Source organism: Arthrobacter sp. RIT-PI-e (assembly GCF_001187915.1).
Taxonomy (GTDB): domain Bacteria; phylum Actinomycetota; class Actinomycetes; order Actinomycetales; family Micrococcaceae; genus Arthrobacter_D.
Map to the genome: position 1 here is coordinate 23,154 of NZ_LGIU01000035.1, position 15,099 is coordinate 38,252.

General features: G+C 71.1%; 15 protein-coding genes. 5 read left to right on the top strand and 10 right to left on the bottom strand.

From position 1 onward, the window contains the following. Positions 1-413: 413 nt before the first annotated feature. A complete protein-coding gene (locus AC792_RS02650; protein WP_049829039.1) occupies positions 414-1,994 on the bottom strand; it encodes an aminopeptidase P family protein in 1,581 nt (526 codons plus the stop codon). Between the two features lie 114 nt (positions 1,995-2,108). Here AC792_RS02650 and AC792_RS02655 point away from each other — a divergent pair, with 114 nt between their 5' ends. Together AC792_RS02655 and AC792_RS02660 are read left to right on the top strand one after the other, a co-directional pair. Further along, a complete protein-coding gene (locus AC792_RS02655) occupies positions 2,109-2,951 on the top strand; it encodes a PHP domain-containing protein (RefSeq protein ID WP_049829080.1) in 843 nt (280 codons plus the stop codon). Between the two features lie 106 nt (positions 2,952-3,057). Further along, positions 3,058-3,678: a hypothetical protein gene (locus AC792_RS02660; RefSeq protein WP_160317592.1), complete on the top strand. Its 621-nt coding sequence runs from the start codon at positions 3,058-3,060 to the stop codon at positions 3,676-3,678. Between the two features lie 189 nt (positions 3,679-3,867). Here AC792_RS02660 and AC792_RS02665 read toward each other — a convergent pair whose 3' ends face one another. The 4 genes from AC792_RS02665 to AC792_RS02675 form a co-directional block, all read right to left on the bottom strand. Then, positions 3,868-4,737: a DNA-methyltransferase gene (locus tag AC792_RS02665; RefSeq protein ID WP_049829041.1), complete on the bottom strand. Its 870-nt coding sequence runs from the start codon at positions 4,735-4,737 to the stop codon at positions 3,868-3,870. A 6-nt stretch (positions 4,738-4,743) separates the two neighbouring features. Beyond that, on the bottom strand, positions 4,744-6,411 hold the full coding sequence (locus AC792_RS02670; RefSeq protein ID WP_442853593.1) for a DEAD/DEAH box helicase: 1,668 nt from the start codon (positions 6,409-6,411) through the stop codon (positions 4,744-4,746). Between the two features lie 314 nt (positions 6,412-6,725). Then, positions 6,726-6,887, bottom strand: coding sequence for a hypothetical protein (locus AC792_RS17635; RefSeq protein ID WP_235436318.1), 162 nt, complete (start codon positions 6,885-6,887; stop codon positions 6,726-6,728). After that, the gene (locus AC792_RS02675) at positions 6,836-8,269 is read right to left on the bottom strand and encodes a ribonuclease catalytic domain-containing protein (protein WP_235436314.1); all 1,434 of its coding nucleotides are present in this window, start codon (positions 8,267-8,269) and stop codon (positions 6,836-6,838) included. The genes AC792_RS17635 and AC792_RS02675 overlap by 52 nt, the downstream gene beginning before the upstream one ends. A 147-nt stretch (positions 8,270-8,416) precedes the next feature. Here AC792_RS02675 and AC792_RS02680 point away from each other — a divergent pair, with 147 nt between their 5' ends. After that, positions 8,417-9,211, top strand: coding sequence for a ferritin-like fold-containing protein (locus AC792_RS02680; RefSeq protein WP_082177312.1), 795 nt, complete (start codon positions 8,417-8,419; stop codon positions 9,209-9,211). Between the two features lie 117 nt (positions 9,212-9,328). Here AC792_RS02680 and AC792_RS02685 read toward each other — a convergent pair whose 3' ends face one another. Further along, positions 9,329-9,553: a DUF3107 domain-containing protein gene (locus AC792_RS02685; protein WP_049829042.1), complete on the bottom strand. Its 225-nt coding sequence runs from the start codon at positions 9,551-9,553 to the stop codon at positions 9,329-9,331. A 47-nt stretch (positions 9,554-9,600) separates the two neighbouring features. After that, positions 9,601-10,221, bottom strand: a complete 621-nt coding sequence (locus AC792_RS02690) for a TetR/AcrR family transcriptional regulator (protein ID WP_049829043.1) — start codon at positions 10,219-10,221, stop codon at positions 9,601-9,603. Between the two features lie 99 nt (positions 10,222-10,320). On the opposite strand from AC792_RS02690, the gene moeB reads away from it, so the two are divergent. Continuing rightward, a complete protein-coding gene (gene moeB, locus AC792_RS02695) occupies positions 10,321-11,499 on the top strand; it encodes a molybdopterin-synthase adenylyltransferase MoeB (protein WP_049829044.1) in 1,179 nt (392 codons plus the stop codon). Here moeB and AC792_RS02700 read toward each other — a convergent pair. From AC792_RS02700 to AC792_RS02710, 3 genes are all read right to left on the bottom strand, one after another. Then, positions 11,496-11,729, bottom strand: coding sequence for a hypothetical protein (locus AC792_RS02700; protein ID WP_049829045.1), 234 nt, complete (start codon positions 11,727-11,729; stop codon positions 11,496-11,498). The two genes, moeB and AC792_RS02700, sit on opposite strands and share 4 nt — an antisense overlap. Before the next feature lie 85 nt (positions 11,730-11,814). Beyond that, complete coding sequence (locus AC792_RS02705; RefSeq protein WP_235436315.1) at positions 11,815-12,444, bottom strand: DinB family protein; 630 nt, start codon at positions 12,442-12,444, stop codon at positions 11,815-11,817. Between the two features lie 25 nt (positions 12,445-12,469). Further along, complete coding sequence (locus tag AC792_RS02710) at positions 12,470-13,834, bottom strand: glutamyl-tRNA reductase (protein ID WP_049829046.1); 1,365 nt, start codon at positions 13,832-13,834, stop codon at positions 12,470-12,472. 181 nt (positions 13,835-14,015) lie between these two features. Between AC792_RS02710 and hemE the strand changes: the two genes are divergently transcribed. After that, complete coding sequence (hemE, locus tag AC792_RS02715) at positions 14,016-15,077, top strand: uroporphyrinogen decarboxylase (RefSeq protein ID WP_049829047.1); 1,062 nt, start codon at positions 14,016-14,018, stop codon at positions 15,075-15,077. The last annotated feature ends 22 nt before the right edge of the window (positions 15,078-15,099 follow it).

Consider the following 15,099-nt stretch of genomic DNA (forward strand, 5'->3'; position numbering starts at 1 on the left):
CGCCGGCGCATCCCGGGACACCCGAGGAAGGGACGGCGGGGCCGGGGCCCACCGGCCCGCGCCGGGGCCGGTCCCCGCACCGCCCGACGGCCGCCCCCGGGGCGGCGCGCGGGGCGCGGCGCACCCCCCCGCCGACCAGCCGGGTGCGCCGGCAGACGGCACCACGGCTGCTACCGACCAGCAGGGCACCGGGCCGGGCGCACCGGGTCCGGGGACGCCGGACGGACGGAACGGATCCTCCTCCACGAACGGTCCCCAGCACTAGTCCCGGGACCCGACGAGCCGCGGAGGACCGTCGGGTCCCGGCCTGCAGGACGTACGACGACGGCAAGGACCCGTCGGGGTCCTGCCGTCGTCGTCGGGGTGGGGCCCTCAGCGGCGTCCGAGGATGCCCCGACCGAGGATCGCCGTGCTCATTCGCCCGTGCTGCCCCAGATGCCGGCCATCCAGTCCTCGACGTCGTCCGGGTCGCGGGGGAGCGCCGCACTGAGGTTGACCGGGCCGTCGGAGGTCATCAGGATGTCGTCCTCGATCCGGACGCCGATGCCCCGGTACTCCTCGGGGACGGCGAGGTCCTCGGCCTTGAAGTAGAGGCCCGGTTCGATGGTGAACACCATGCCCTCCGTCAGGACGCCGTCGAGGTAGAGGTCCCGCTTGGCCTGGGCGCAGTCGTGCACGTCCATGCCCAGGTGGTGGCTGGTGCCGTGCGGCATCCACCGGCGGTGGTGCTGGCCCTCGTCGGCGAGTGCCTCCTCCAGGGAGACCGGCAGCAGGCCCCACCGGTCCAGGTTCTCGGCGAGCACCGTGACGGCGGCGAGGTGGATCTCCCGGAACCGGACGCCCGGCTGCGCGGCCGCGAAGCCGGCATCCGCGGCGTCGAGCACGGCCTGGTAGACCTTCCGCTGGATCTCGGTGTACGTGCCGTTGATGGGCAGGGTCCGGGTGATGTCCGCGGTGTAGAGGCTCTCCGCCTCCACGCCGGCGTCGAGCAGGAGGAGTTCACCCGCACGCAGGTCACCCGTGTTGCGGATCCAGTGCAGCGTGGTGGCGTTGTTCCCCGAGGCCGCGATGGTGTCGTACCCGAGGTCGTTGCCCTCCTCGCGGGCACGGGTGAAGAATGCACCCTCGACCACGCGCTCGCCGCGGGGGTGGGTCATGGCGCGGGGGAGCGTCCGGACCACCTCGTGGAAACCGTTGACGGTCGCCGCGACGGCCGCCTCCATCTGCTCCACCTCCCAGGCGTCCTTGACGAGGCGGAGCTCGGAGAGCGCCTCGGCGAGGATCGCGTCCAGGGCGTCGGCCTTCTCGAGATCCACGCCCGTGTTGATGCGTGAGGTGTCCACCAGGGCATCCGCATTCAGATCCACCTCGCGGAGCAGCCTGATGCCGGTACCGCCGATCGCGGGGACACCGGCGTCCTTGGTGATGGCCACCTCGAGCTCCCCGAGGTCGGCGGTCTCCAGGGCCAGCTGCGCCGTCACCTGCGCCCTGGAGAGGCGTGAACCGATCCAGAACTCCCCGTAGCGGGCATCGGCGTAGAACTCCGCGGTGTCGCGTCCGGCGAGTTCACGGAAGTAGAGGGTGGCGGTGTGGTTACCGCCGTCGTCGCCCGCGCCGTGGTCCACGGGCTCGAGGACCAGCACGGCCTCGGGTTCGTGGTCGAGACCCAGGCCGGTGAGGTGCGCGAAGCCGGAGTGGGGGCGGTAGCGGTAGTCGGTGTCGTTGGAGCGGACCTTGAACGGGCCCGCCGGGATCACCAGGCGCTCGCCCGGGAAACGCTCGGAGACCGCACGACGCCGGCGGGCCGCGTGCGCGGCCACCGGGGACTCCGCGGGGAGATCGGAGGACGAGGCCGCCCAGCCCTCGGCCATGAACGCCCTGAACGCGTCCGAGTCGGGACGCTGGGGGCGGTTCGCGTTGCGGGAGGAGAGCGGCTGGCCCTCCGCCGTGTCGGGAGGGAACAGGTCTGCGGGTGCGGTGTCGTCGGTGCTCATCCCGTCATCGTCTCATCGGAGCCGTGTGCCGGGGAAGTTCCGCCGGGGTCGGCGCGGGTGCCGCGGGTGTCCGGAGGAAGGCCGGCGTCACCGGCGGCGCGTAGATTGGACCCGGTGAGAATCGACCTGCACACACACTCCAACGTCTCGGACGGCACCGAGGACCCCGCCGTGCTCATCGTCTCCGCCGCGGCCGCAGGTCTCGACGCCGTCGCGCTCACCGACCACGACTCCACGGCGGGCTGGGACGGCGCCGCTGCTGCGGCTGCCGAGCAGGGGATGATCTTCGTGCCGGGCATGGAGGTCTCCTGCAGCACGGACACCGGGATCAGCGTGCACGTGCTCTCCTACCTCCACGATCCCGCGCACCCCGGCCTCCGTGCGGAGATCGAGAAGTCGCGCACCGCCCGGCTGACGCGCGCCCGGCGCATGGTGGAGCTCATGGGGGAGGACTTCCCGATCACCTGGGACATCGTCCAGCAGCACGTGAGCGACGGCGCCACCGTGGGCCGCCCGCACATCGCCGACGCGCTGATCACCCTCGGGATCGTCTCCACCCGCTCCGAGGCGTTCGAGCGGGTACTCACAGCGCGCTCACCCTACTGGGTCAGCCACTACGCGCCGCATCCCGCGCGCGCCGTCGCCCTCATCCGGGACGCCGGCGGCGTGCCGGTGTTCGCCCACCCGTCCGCGTTCAACCGCGGCGCCGTGGTGGGTGGGGCGGTGATCGAGGAGATGATCGACGCCGGGCTCCTCGGGCTCGAGGTGGAGCACCGGGACAACCCGGAGGTCGCCCGGGTGGAGCTGCGCCGACTTGCGCACCGTCACGGACTGCTCGTCACGGGTTCGAGCGACTACCACGGCAGCGGGAAGCCCAACCTGCTGGGGGAGAATCTCACGTCCCCCGAGACCTTCGAGGCCCTCGTCTCCCTGGCCACGGGCACCCATGTCGGCTAGGTGTGCTGATGGAGCCGGCAAGGCATGGCGAGGTGGGAGGGATCGCTCCAGGGGTTGAAGGCTCCTGTGGTGTCGTGTTGGAGTGGTGGATATGTCGGACCCGTCGATGACCCCCGGACCGCAGCCGTCGAGCCACTGGCTCGACGCCGAGCCCTCCGGTGAGAACCCTGAAGAGGCCGCACGACCGACACTGTTGCGCAGCCTGGCGCACCGATGGTCTCTGCGCCGGGTGCAGCTCCTGAACTCCTGGGGAGTCACGGTGCTGCTTCTCGTGGCCCTCGTGATCGTTCCCGCCGAGGTGGTCCTTCCCGGCATCCTGGGGCTTGCCGCCGGCCTGTTCCTCCTGTTCGCGATCGCCTTCACCGCCTACTGCAGGTACCGGCCACTTCCATCTCCCGTAGGGCTTGATCGTGAGGTATGGGTCCGCACCCCGGGAAGGGGTGCTCTGGCCGGTGTCCTGGCCGTCATCGCCGTATCCCTGGTCCTGCTGATCCCCTACCTGACGAACGGTGTCGGTCCGAGCACCTGGTCCATCGGCCTCTGGGGCATGTACGGGGCCGTGTGCACAGCGAGCTTCGTCCTGCAGGGCTGGCACCACCGGCACGCCCGCCGGCTGTTCCGCCACCACATCGCGAACAACGGGAAGGCACGGGCCGCTCTGGAAGGACTGTCCATGAACCCGCCGGCTGCCGGCGCCGGCACCCGCGGCGCGTTCGGTCCGCTCTGACGACCACGGGAGCACGTCCGTGGATGCACATCCGACGTCTCGGGGCCCGGACATGATGGGATATCGGGTGCAGCGGATCGGGTATGCCCGACACGGGTGTACCGTCACGGCATCGTCGATGGGCCGGTCGGCTGTATCCGTGGCGAACCGGCATCACGTCCGTGCAGTGCCATGTGTGCGAGGAGCGGGTCAGGTCCAGGGTGCCAGGCGGAGGCGCATGACGTCGACGGCCTGCGGATTGCTGTCCACGCACACGAAGCGCCGGCCGAGCTTCGCAGCCACCGCCCCGAGGGTGCCCGATCCGGCGAAGAAGTCCAGCACCCAGTCGCCCTGACGGCTGCTCGCCGCCACGGTGCGCCGCAGCAGGCCCTCGGGCTTCTGGGTGGGGTACCCGGTCTTCTCCCTCCCCGTGGGGGAGACGATGGTGTGCCACCACACGTCCGTGGGGAGTTTCCCGAGGGCGGCCTTCTCGGCGGTCACGAGCCCGGGCGCCATGTACGGCTCGCGGTCCACCTCGTCGCTGTTGAAGTAGTACCGCGCGGGGTCCTTGACGTACACCAGGATGTTGTCGTGCTTCGCCGGCCACTTCTTCCTCGAGCGTGCCCCGTAGTCGTACGCCCAGATGATCTCGTTGAGGAAGCACTCCCGTCCGAACAGGGCGTCCAGCATCACCTTCGCGTAGTGCACCTCGCGGTAGTCCAGGTGCAGGTAGAGCGTGCCGTCATCGGCCAGCAGCCGCCAGGCCTCGGCGAGTCGGGGGGCGAGGAAGTCCCAGTAGTCCTCGAAGGCGTCGTCGTAGGAGGCGAGCACACCCTTCACCGTGGAGTAGGACATGCCCTTGAAGCCCACGCGATCGCCCTCGCCCTCGGCGGCGCGCACCATGGACGTCTGCTGCCGGCGCTGCACCCGGCCCGTGTTGAACGGGGGGTCCACGTAGATCATGGTGAACGCGCCGTCCGGCAGCGTGGCGAGGTACTCCGCGTTGTCGGCGTGCACCACGAGGTTGGCGCCGTCCGCCCTCCAGACCGGGGGAGCGGACGGCGCGGGGAGCCCGGTCACCGAGCGCTAGTCCTCGGTGCCACCGGCGGGCTTCACGACGACGTCGCCGTTGCGGCGGCGTGTGCGGCTGCGGCGCGGCCGGTCACCCGAGGGTGCCTCGCCCTCGCCAGCAGTACGACGGCGTCCGCCGGACGTGGCCGCGGCGTCGGCTGCGGGCTGCACCGGCTCGGCACCTGCCGTGGTGCCCCGGCCCCGGCCGCGTCCGCGTGAGCGACGTGAGCCCTCGGCATCGTCGGCTCCCGTCCCGCGTCCGGAGTCGCGGTTCGAACCACTGCGTCCACCGGACCGGCCCGAGCCGCCGGCGCGCGAGCCACCGGACCGGCCCGAGCCGCCGGTGCGCGCGTCGCCGCGCTTCCCGGTCTCGCCGAGGTCCTCGAGCACCTCGGCGTGGATGCCGGCGAGCTTGCGGTCCTTGCGGGGGAGACGACCCTTGGTGCCCTCGGGGATGTCGAGATCCGTGTAGAGGTGCGCGGAGGAGGAGTACGTCTCCACCGGCTCAGGTGTGTCCAGTCCCAGGGCCTTGTTGATCAGGCCCCAGCGGGGCACGTCGTCCCAGTCCACGAAGGTCACGGCGGTGCCCTTCTTGCCTGCACGGCCGGTGCGCCCCACGCGGTGCAGGTAGGCCTTCTCGTCCTCCGGGCACTGGTAGTTGATCACGTGCGTGATGTCCTCGACGTCGATCCCGCGGGCTGCCACTTCGGTGGCCACGAGGACGTCGATCTTATCGCCGCGGAAGGCCCGCAGCGCCTGCTCGCGGGCACCCTGGCCGAGGTCACCGTGGATGGCGCCGGCCGCGAACCCGCGGTCGATCAGCTCCTCGGAGAGCTTCGCGGCGGTGCGCTTGGTCTTGCAGAAGACGATGGCGCGGCCCCGGTTGCGGGACTGCAGGATCCGGGCCACCACCTCGGCCTTGTCCAGGTTGTGCGCCCGATAGATGACCTGGCGGATGTCCTTCTTGGTGATGCCGTCGTCCTCGGGATCCGCGGCGCGGATGTGCGTGGGCTGCGTCATGTACCGGCGGGCCATGGCGATCACGGGGCCGGGCATGGTCGCCGAGAACAGCAGCGTCTGGCGTACGGGGGGCGTCGCGGCGATCAGCGTCTCGACGTCGGGCAGGAAGCCGAGGTCCAGCATCTCGTCGGCCTCGTCCAGCACCACGATCTTCACGTTCTTGAGCACCAGCAGCTTCTGCCGGTAGAGGTCGATCAGGCGGCCCGGGGTCCCCACCACGATCTCGACGCCCTGCTTGATCGCCTCGATCTGCGGCTCGTAGGCACGGCCGCCGTAGATGGTGACGATCCGCGCGTTGCGCTTCTTCGCCGCCGTCGTGAGGTCGCTCGCCACCTGCACGGCGAGCTCACGGGTGGGGACGACGACGAGCGCCTGCGGGGCGCCGGGGACCGGCAGCTTCTCGTAGCCGGCGTCGTCGGGGCCCACCACGCGCTGGATCGCCGGGATGCCGAAGCCGAGGGTCTTGCCCGTGCCGGTCTTCGCCTGGCCGATGATGTCGTGGCCCCCGAGGGCGATCGACAGCGTCATCGCCTGGATGGGGAACGGGTGGGTGATCCCGGCGTCGGCGAGCGACTCCACGATGTCGGGGCGCACGTTGAAGTCCGCGAAGGTCTGCTCGACCGCTGCGTGCGGCTCCTCCGTGGTGACCAGCGTCCGGTCCACGTCGACGGAGTCCGCCGAGTTGTCCGCCACGAGGTGCTGGGCGTCCGTGGCCGCAGCGATGTCTGTTCCTGTGTTCTGCACGTTCTACCGTTCGTTTCAGGCCCCGCGGCCACTGAGGCTCGACGCCCGGCTGGGATTCACCGGTGCGGAGCGTATCGGCGGGCGCGGAGCGTCCAGTGGAAGCCGATCGCGGGCTTGCGACTGCGTGCGGGCTGCGGCGAGGGCCTGCGCCTGCTGGGAGGACTCGGGATCGAGGAGGTACTGCGGGTTATCGAGGTGACAACGACCGGGCATCCATGACTACGCCCCCAAGACTACCCTGCGCGGCTCCCCGGGACGGCATCGTCCGGCTGCGCAGGAGTGGCGTCCGCGGGCTTGGCCTCGAACCGGATGCGCCGCCGGGCGATGTCCGCCTCCACGAGGATCACCGTGACGCGCTGACCTGCGGTGAGTTCGCCGTAGCACGTGGCCTCCAGCGGCGGGGCGGGGACCCGGACGACGCCGGAGAGGCGGGGGGCCTGCCCCCCGGGGCGGCCTCCCCCCCGGGCGGGGGGCCCTGGAGCACGACGGCGGAGAACGCCTCGCCGACACGGTTGCTCAGCAGGGCGGCCTGGACGGCGTCCATCGCCCCGGAATCGAGGCGTGAGGCGAGCTGGTTCGAGGCGGACATGAGCGAATTGAGCTGCGGCAGGGCCGTACGCGCCCAGTCCGGTACCTCCTCGCCGGCGCAGAGCGAGGCGCAGATGACGAGGACGAACCGGTCCACGAGGCGCCGCAACGGTGCGGTGGTGTGGGCGTAGGGGGCGGCGATGGCCGATTGCACCACGAGCTCGGGTGTCTCGCCGTCGAACGCCGTGTACCCGGCGCCGCGGAAGAGCGACGCCGCGGCATGCATCAGCGCGAGCTGCGGTGCGTCGGTGACGTCCAGCGAACGGAGGAACGCTCCGTAGGACAGGTCCTCGGGCCACGGGTGCTCGAGCGCCTCGGCCTGCCGGCGGAACTTCCCGAGTGCGCCCTCGTCCGGTACCGGCAGTGTGCGCAGGATCCCCACGCCGCCGTCGAGCATCATGCGTGCGGCCGCCATGCCGGTCATGAGGGAGATCTGCGCGTTCCAGTCCTCGCAGGGGAGCGCGGGCTCGGTGAGGATGCCGTAGGCCTCGCCGTCGTGGGTGATCTCCTGGCGCGGCAGGTTGAGGCTCGCCCCTCCGCGGTCCAGTTCCAGCCGGATGCGCAGCAGGCCGATCTCGCGCAGCAGGAGGAGCTCCTCCCCGGCGGTCCCGGCGTCGAGGTCCGCCTGCACCTGCCCGTAGGTCAGCTGACGTCGGCTCCGGACGACGGCGCGGCGCACGGTCACGGACTCCACCCCGGCGCTCGCGTCCAGGCGGAAGTGCCAGACGAAGGCCGGGCGGTCCTGACCGGGCAGCAGGCTCGCGGCGTCCTCGGAGATGGTCTCCGGGTGCAGGGAGACTCTCCCGTCCGGTGCGTACAGGGTCTGCCCGCGGAGTCTCGCCTCGGTGTCGATGGCGCCCGACGGGCGGACGAAGAGGGGGACGTCCGCGATGGCGTACCAGACCTCGTACCCGCTCGGGGCGTGCTCGGGGTCCCCGGGGACCGCGCGTCGCGCCAGGTGCACGGCCTGGTCGAGGTCCGTGGACCCCGGGGGATCGATGGTGACCAGGGGCAGGTCCCGGAGGTCGAGCTCGGGGAGGGTGGAGTCCGCCACCGCCGCCGCAGCCTCACGGAGCACGTCCTCCGGGAAGTGCTCGCGGACGTCGAGTTCTGCACGCAGGGCCCGCAGCGACTCCGTGAGGCGCTGCTGTGACTCCCGGTCCCTGAGGTCCATATGCTGTGCGGGCACAGGCCAAACGTAACGCACGGCACGGACATCGGGCAGGAGCACGGATCACGGGCAGCGGCGCGGCCGTGGGGCACGGACGCGGGACGGGTCACGGTGGAGTGCCTCCGGGAGGTTGCCCCGCCCTCCCGATTGCGTAGTGTTAGCCGAATGAACAACGGCTCCTCCCCTCGCACGGCGTCCGCGACCGAGCCGGATGCGGGTCACGCCCCGCAGGCCCCGCCCTCAGCGCCTGCGGGGGGATCGTCGTCGCCCGCCCCCTCCCTGCCCTCCGCGCGGACCGCGGACCCGCTGTCGGATCCCCGCTACGCGCGGTTCGTCGCGGACCTGCTCGGTGTCATCGCGTACGGCGAGCTGTCGGGGTTCGAGCGGCTCTCCTCGGACGCGCGGTTCTCCCCGAGCCTCGCCGACCGCGCCAGCCTCGGCCGTCTCGCGGTCCAGGAGTTCACCCACTTCGAGCACGTGAGCGCGTTCCTGGAGGACCTCGGCGTGACGGCCGAGGATTCCATGGCCCCCTTCCAGGCCTCCGTCGACGCGTTCCACGAGCGCACGCGGCCGGGTGACTGGTACGAGTCCCTCATGAAGGCCTACGTGATCGACGCCTTCTCCGGCGACTTCTACCGATCCCTCGCGGACAGCCTGGACGGCCGGACACGGGAACTCATCGGCACGATCGATTCGGGCGACGGCGCCGAGCACCTGCACCGGCGGCTCAAGGAGGCGCTCTCGGACGATCCCCGGCTCGCGTCCAGACTGGCCCTGTGGGGACGGCGGCTGGTGGGTGAGGCGCTGACGCAGGCGCGCCGCGTGGCCAGTGAGCGCGAGTACCTGGCAGGGCTCTTGTTCGCCGACGAGGCCGACCACTACCGGCAGGCCACCGAGCTGTTCTCCCAGCTCACCCGCAACCACTCACGGCGCATGAGTGCACTGGGCCTCACCGCCTGAGGCCGACGGCGTACCGGACGTCCACCGGGCCAGGACGACGACGACCCCCGGGATCCGTGGGGATGCCGGGGGTCGTCGTCGTTCCGTCGCGGCGTCCGCCGCTCAGGTCGGGAAGGGTCAGAGGGCGCCGAATCCCACGCGCCGGGTCTCCTCGGCGCCGATCTCCACGTACCCCAGGACCGAGGCCGGCACGATCACCTGACGGCCCTTCGCGTCCTTCAGGCGGAGTTCGGAGCCGCCGCTCATGGCCTGCGACACCAGCTCGGCGATGGCGTCGGCGCTCTCGGCGGAATCCACCACGATCTCCCGGTTGACGTTCTGGATACCGATCTTGATTTCCACGGCGGTGCCTCCTGTGTAGCGGACGTTGGTTCGTACGGAAACCTACTCTAGATCTCCTTGGGGAAGCGGCTGATTCCGCGCCAAGCTAAACGGTAGATCAGCTCCGCGGCGGCATCGATGTCCAGGCTGCCGTCCGTCTCCAGCCAGTAGCGGGCGCCGATCTGCGCCATCCCCGCCAGTCCCCGGCCCAGCAGGGTGGCCTCCACCACGGAGAGCTGGGTGTCGTCCGCGATCACCTCGGCGATGGCTCCGGCGAACCGGGCATTGAACGTCTCGAGTCTGCCGCTGACGTCCGGTTCGTTGCCGATGTCCGATTCGAAGACCAGCCGGTGCGCCTGGCTGTCCCGCGCGATGAACTGGAAGTAGACCCGCATGGTCGCGTGGACGCGCTGCTTGTTGTCCTCGGTGGAGCGCAGCGCGTCGAGGAGCAGCTGCGTGAGTTCGGCGAGGTGGCTGTCCAGGAGGGCGAGGTAGAGGTCGCGCTTGCCCGGGAAGTGCTGGTACAGCACGGGCTTGCTGACACTCGCCGCCACCGCGATGTCGTCCATCGCGGCACCGTGGTACCCGTTGCTCACGAACACCTCCTGCGCGGCGGCGAGGAGCTGCCGCCGTCGCTCGGTCCGGGGCAGACGGACCACCTTCCCGGTGGCGGGGGACCCCGCACTCACAGGCGGCCGTCCTCGGAGGGGGTGTGTTGGGCCATCCGTCCAGCTTACCCACGGGCTGCGGGCTGGCTGGGGGTGTGAACCGCGGAATACCCTGGAGGGATGACGGCTCTCCCGAATCCCCTCCCGGCACTCGTCGAGGCCCGCGGCAGCCTGACGCCCGACGAGACGCTGCGCTACTCACGGCACCTGATCATCCCCGGCTTCGGGCTCGAGGCGCAGTTGCGCCTGAAGAACGCCCGGGTGCTCGTGGTCGGCGCGGGAGGGCTCGGATCGCCCGCCCTGCTGTATCTCGCGGCCGCCGGCGTGGGCACCCTGGGGATCGTGGACGACGACGACGTCGAGCTCTCCAACCTGCAGCGGCAGGTGATCCACGGCATGCCGGACCTCGGGCGGTCCAAGGCCGCGTCCGCGCGCGACAGCATCCTGGCACTCAACCCGCTGGTGGAGGTGGTGCTGCACGAGGAGCGGCTGGAGCGCTCCAACGCCCTGTCCCTGCTCTCGGGGTACGACCTCGTGGTGGACGGCACGGACAACTTCGCCACGCGCTACCTGGTTAACGACGCCGCCGCGATCCTCGGCCTCCCCTACGTCTGGGGGTCCATCCTGCGCTTCGACGGGCAGGTGAGCGTGTTCTGGCAGGACCACGGACCCACCTACCGCGACCTGTACCCGGAGGCACCGCCACCGGGCTCCGTGCCCTCCTGCGCCGAGGGCGGGGTGCTCGGGGTACTGTGCGCGCAGATCGGCTCGGTGATGGTCAACGAGGCTGTCAAGCTCATCACGGGTACGGGCACCACCCTCCTCGGGCGGCTGCTCGTGTTCGACGCCCTGGAGATGAGCTGGCGCGAGCTGCGCGTGCAACCCGACCCGTCGGCGCAGCGCATCACCGAACTCGTGGACTACGAGGCGTTCTGCGGTCTGACGCCCGCGGGGAGCGAGGACGACGCCGTCCCGACCGTGACGGTGGACGAGCTCGCGGCGCTGCTGGCGGACCGCTCGGCGGGCACCGCGGACTTCGAGCTGGTGGACGTCAGGAGCCCCGAGGAGCACGCGATCGTGCACATCGACGGCGCGCGGCTGGTGCCGAAGGACACGATCCTCGACGGCGAGGTGGCCGTGGACCCGTCCCGGCCCGTGTACGTGCACTGCAAGAGCGGGGTGCGGTCCGCGGACGTGGTGCGGTTCCTCCGGGCGCGGGGTCACGACGACGTGTACTCCGTGGAGGGCGGCATCGCGGCGTGGGTCGAGCGGATCGAACCGGCCAAGCCCCGCTACTAGCGGGACGATCCGGCGCATCCATCCCTCGGTGGGTCCTGACCTTCCCGATGATTCCGGATGGTCGCGACGGTCATGGCGAGCGCGACCAGCAGGAGCGGGACCAGGACCGGTCCCATCTGGAGCAAGGACCACTGCAGGCTCAGGAACAGCAGGGTCGCGAGCAGCAGTACGACCCAGACGGTCGAGGTCAGGTGGATCGTCGAGAAACTCCGGAATCCGGGTCCAGCCACGTCGGGTCTCCTTCTGTGGTGGTGGGGAACTGGTCGAGGCAGAGGTCGGCTTCCCGTGGACGTGCGGCCGGCGTGCTGGTCTCCGTCAGGACCCGCCCGAGGCGTGACGCTCCGCCGCGTGCTGCACGCGTGCCCGGTGCTGTGCCCACCGGCCCGCATCCCCTGCGAGGAGGTTCTGATGGCCCGGGCGCAGTCCCACCGCGCCGTCGACGAGCTCGCGGACGATGTCCGCGTGGCCGACGTGCCGGTGGGTCTCGGCGATCATGTGGACCAGGATCCGGTGGAGCGTGACCTCGCGGCTCTCGGGGCGCCACCACCGCACCGAGCCGATGGCCTCGAGGTCGAGCAGCTGGATCGTCGCGTCGGCGTGCGCCCAGGCCCGGTGGTAGAGGCCGATGATGTCCTCTCGTGACTCGTCGGCTCTCGCCCACATGTCGGCTCCAGGCTCCGCGTCGTCGTCGAGCCAGACCGGGGCATCCTCGAAGGGTCGTCCGAAGACCACACCGAAGTACTCGATCTCGCAGCCCGCCACGTGCTTGACCAGGCCGAGGAGATTGGTGCCGGTGGGGGTCAGCGGACGGCGGGCGTCGTACTCCGACAGTCCGTCGAGCTTCCACACCAGGGCATCGCGGCCCTCCTGGAGATAGCGGTGGAGGACGTCCCTGGGTGGTTGCGGCATGGACCCCAGCGTGTCATGGACGAACGAGGTGTCCACAACCGGTCCTGCGCGGAGATGGTCGTCAGGCGCTTCGCGCGGGTGGTGCCGGCGCCGCCGTGGTGTGGTCGACGGGGCAGGATGCCTCGGGAGCAGTACGTCCCGCGGCAGCCGCAGGGCGCTCGTCATCGGCGGCGGGGGCGACGTCGATCCCGTACAGCGCCTCGAGGGCCGCGGTGTACTCCTCCTGGCGCCCTTCGGCGGCGAGCTGGCGGGCTCGGACGGTGGGCACGTGCAGGAGCTGGCGGACCATGCGGCGCAGTGCGAACTCCACCTCCTCGGCAGCGGCCGTGCAGCCGTGCTGAGCTCGCACGCGTTCCATCTCCGAGTCCAGCGCCGCCTGCGTGTGCCGGCGCAGGGCCACGATCGCGGCGTTCATGGCCCGCGTGCTCTGCTGCTGCTCGAAGGTCCGCGCCGCGTCCCGCACGAGGTCGGCGGCCCGGCTCAGGGCATCGGCCTGCTCCTCGGGTGCGGCCACGCGCACGGACTCGAGGGTGATGAGCTCCACGCCCTCGAGCGAGCCGACGGAGGGGTCGAAGTCGTGGCTGAGCGCCAGGTCGATGATCACCAGGGGGCGCTCCACGCCGCGACGGACGCGCTCCACGTCGGCGGCGTCGATCCTGGCGTCGCTGCCGCTGCAGCCGATCACCACGTCGGCCTGTCGTAGCGCCCCCGGGAGGTCGTCCGCGGTGAGCGCGGTGCCGCCACGTGTGGCCACGAAGGCCTCTGCGCGCCCGGAGGAGGAGAAGACGGAGATGTCCGTGCAGCCCCTGTCCTTCAGGGCGGCCATGGTGGCACCGGCGTAGGCGCCGGTACCGAACACCACCGTGGTCTTGGTGGACCAGTCGGCATCCTCGGAGAGGTCACCGGCGAGTTCCAGGGCCACGGAGACGATGGATCGTCCGCGGGTACCGAGCGCGGTCTGCGCGCCGACGTCCTTCGCGGTCCTGGAGGCCGCCTGGAACAACCGGACGAGCCCGCCGCTGGCCGCCCCCGCCCCCGGGGCCGCGACCGGGGCCCGCCGCACCTGACCGGCGATCTCCCGCTCGCCGATCACGGCCGAATCGAGGCCGGCCCCGACGGCGAAGAGGTGCTCGGCCACGTCCTGGCCGGTGTGGGTCTCGAAGGAGGAGGACACGGAGTGCTCCGGGATGCCGGAGTAGTCGCTGATCGTGGAGACGATCGCGGACCGTGCGGCCTCGACGTCGTCCTCGGACGGCGCCTCCGCGTAGATCTCGAAGCGGTTGCAGGTGGCGAGCACCACGGCGCCGGTGACGCACGTCCTGTCGGCGAGCACCACCGAGGGGACCTGGGGCGCCCCGACGCTGAGTCGGGCGACGGTTTCCAGGTCCGCGTTCGAATGTGTCGCAACAAGTGAAAGAAGTACCACAGTCCGACTATCCTACCGAGCACCAGTGCGTTCCACTGAATAGGTTCGCCTTACCGGAGCTTGCGATCCGCGGATTCGCGGGGGCGACACGGATCCGCGCCCAGGGTGATGTTGACCACGCCCGATCATGGCCGGAGCGATCCGGTTATCCATCCGCGTGCATCTTCGGCAGAATCGGAGCATGGATCTCCCCGCAGCGCACCCCCTGGTGGACGGACGCACCTCCGGATCAGCACTCATCTCCGCCTACCGGGGAGGAACCCCGCACCGGCGTCCCGTGTGGTTCATGCGCCAGGCCGGGCGCTCCCTGCCCGAGTACCGTGCCCTCCGTGAGGGCACCGACATGCTGGAGTCCTGCCTGGACCCGGCGCTGGCCTCCGAGATCACCCTGCAGCCGGTGCGTCGGCACGACGTCGACGCCGGGATCTTCTTCTCGGACATCGTGATCCCGCTCAAGCTGGCCGGTGTGGACGTCGACATCGTGCCGGGTGTCGGCCCCGTCCTGGGTTCCCCCATCCGCTCCGCCGCGGATGTCGCAGCCCTGCCCACGCTCACCGAGGAGGCGCTCGAACCGATCCGGCAGGCCGTGGCGCTCACCGTCGCCGAGCTCGGCTCCACCCCGCTGATCGGCTTCGCCGGCGCCCCGTTCACCCTGGCCGCCTACATGGTGGAGGGCAAGCCGTCCCGGGACCACCTCGGCCCCCGCACCATGATGCACGCCGATCCGGAGACCTGGCAGGCACTCACCGAGTGGGCCGCGGACGCCTCCGGACTGTTCCTCCGGGCCCAGCTGGAGGCCGGCGCGAGCGCCGCGCAGCTGTTCGACTCCTGGGCGGGCTCGCTCGGGCTCCAGGACTACCGCGATCACGTGGCACCGGCGTCGCGCCGTGCACTCGACCACGTCCGGGGCCTGGGTGCCCCGCTCATCCACTTCGGCACCGGGACCTCCGAACTGCTGGGCGCCATGCACGAGGTGGGCGTGGACGTGATCGGCGTGGACTACCGTCTCCCGCTGGACGAGGCCAACCGTCGCCTGGGCGGGCGGGTACCGCTGCAGGGCAACATCGATCCCGCACTCCTCCCGGCGCCCTGGCCCGTCCTCGAGCAGCACGTCAGGGACGTGCTCGCCGCAGGCGCGTCGGCTCCCGGGCACGTGGTGAACCTCGGCCACGGCGTGCCGCCGGACACGGACCCCGACGTCCTGACCCGGGTGGTGGAACTCATCCACTCCGTCGAACCGTGACCGGGCGCGCGGAGGGGGCGGC

What these genes read in the sequence shown, in the direction of transcription:
- AC792_RS02650 (WP_049829039.1), bottom strand. Translation starts at nt 1,994, where the DNA reads ATGAGCACCGACGACACCGCACCCGCAGACCTGTTCCCTCCCGACACG.
- AC792_RS02660 (WP_160317592.1), top strand. Translation starts at nt 3,058, where the DNA reads ATGACCCCCGGACCGCAGCCGTCGAGCCACTGGCTCGACGCCGAGCCC.
- AC792_RS02680 (WP_082177312.1), top strand. Translation starts at nt 8,417, where the DNA reads ATGAACAACGGCTCCTCCCCTCGCACGGCGTCCGCGACCGAGCCGGAT.
- moeB (WP_049829044.1), top strand. Translation starts at nt 10,321, where the DNA reads ATGACGGCTCTCCCGAATCCCCTCCCGGCACTCGTCGAGGCCCGCGGC.
- hemE (WP_049829047.1), top strand. Translation starts at nt 14,016, where the DNA reads ATGGATCTCCCCGCAGCGCACCCCCTGGTGGACGGACGCACCTCCGGA.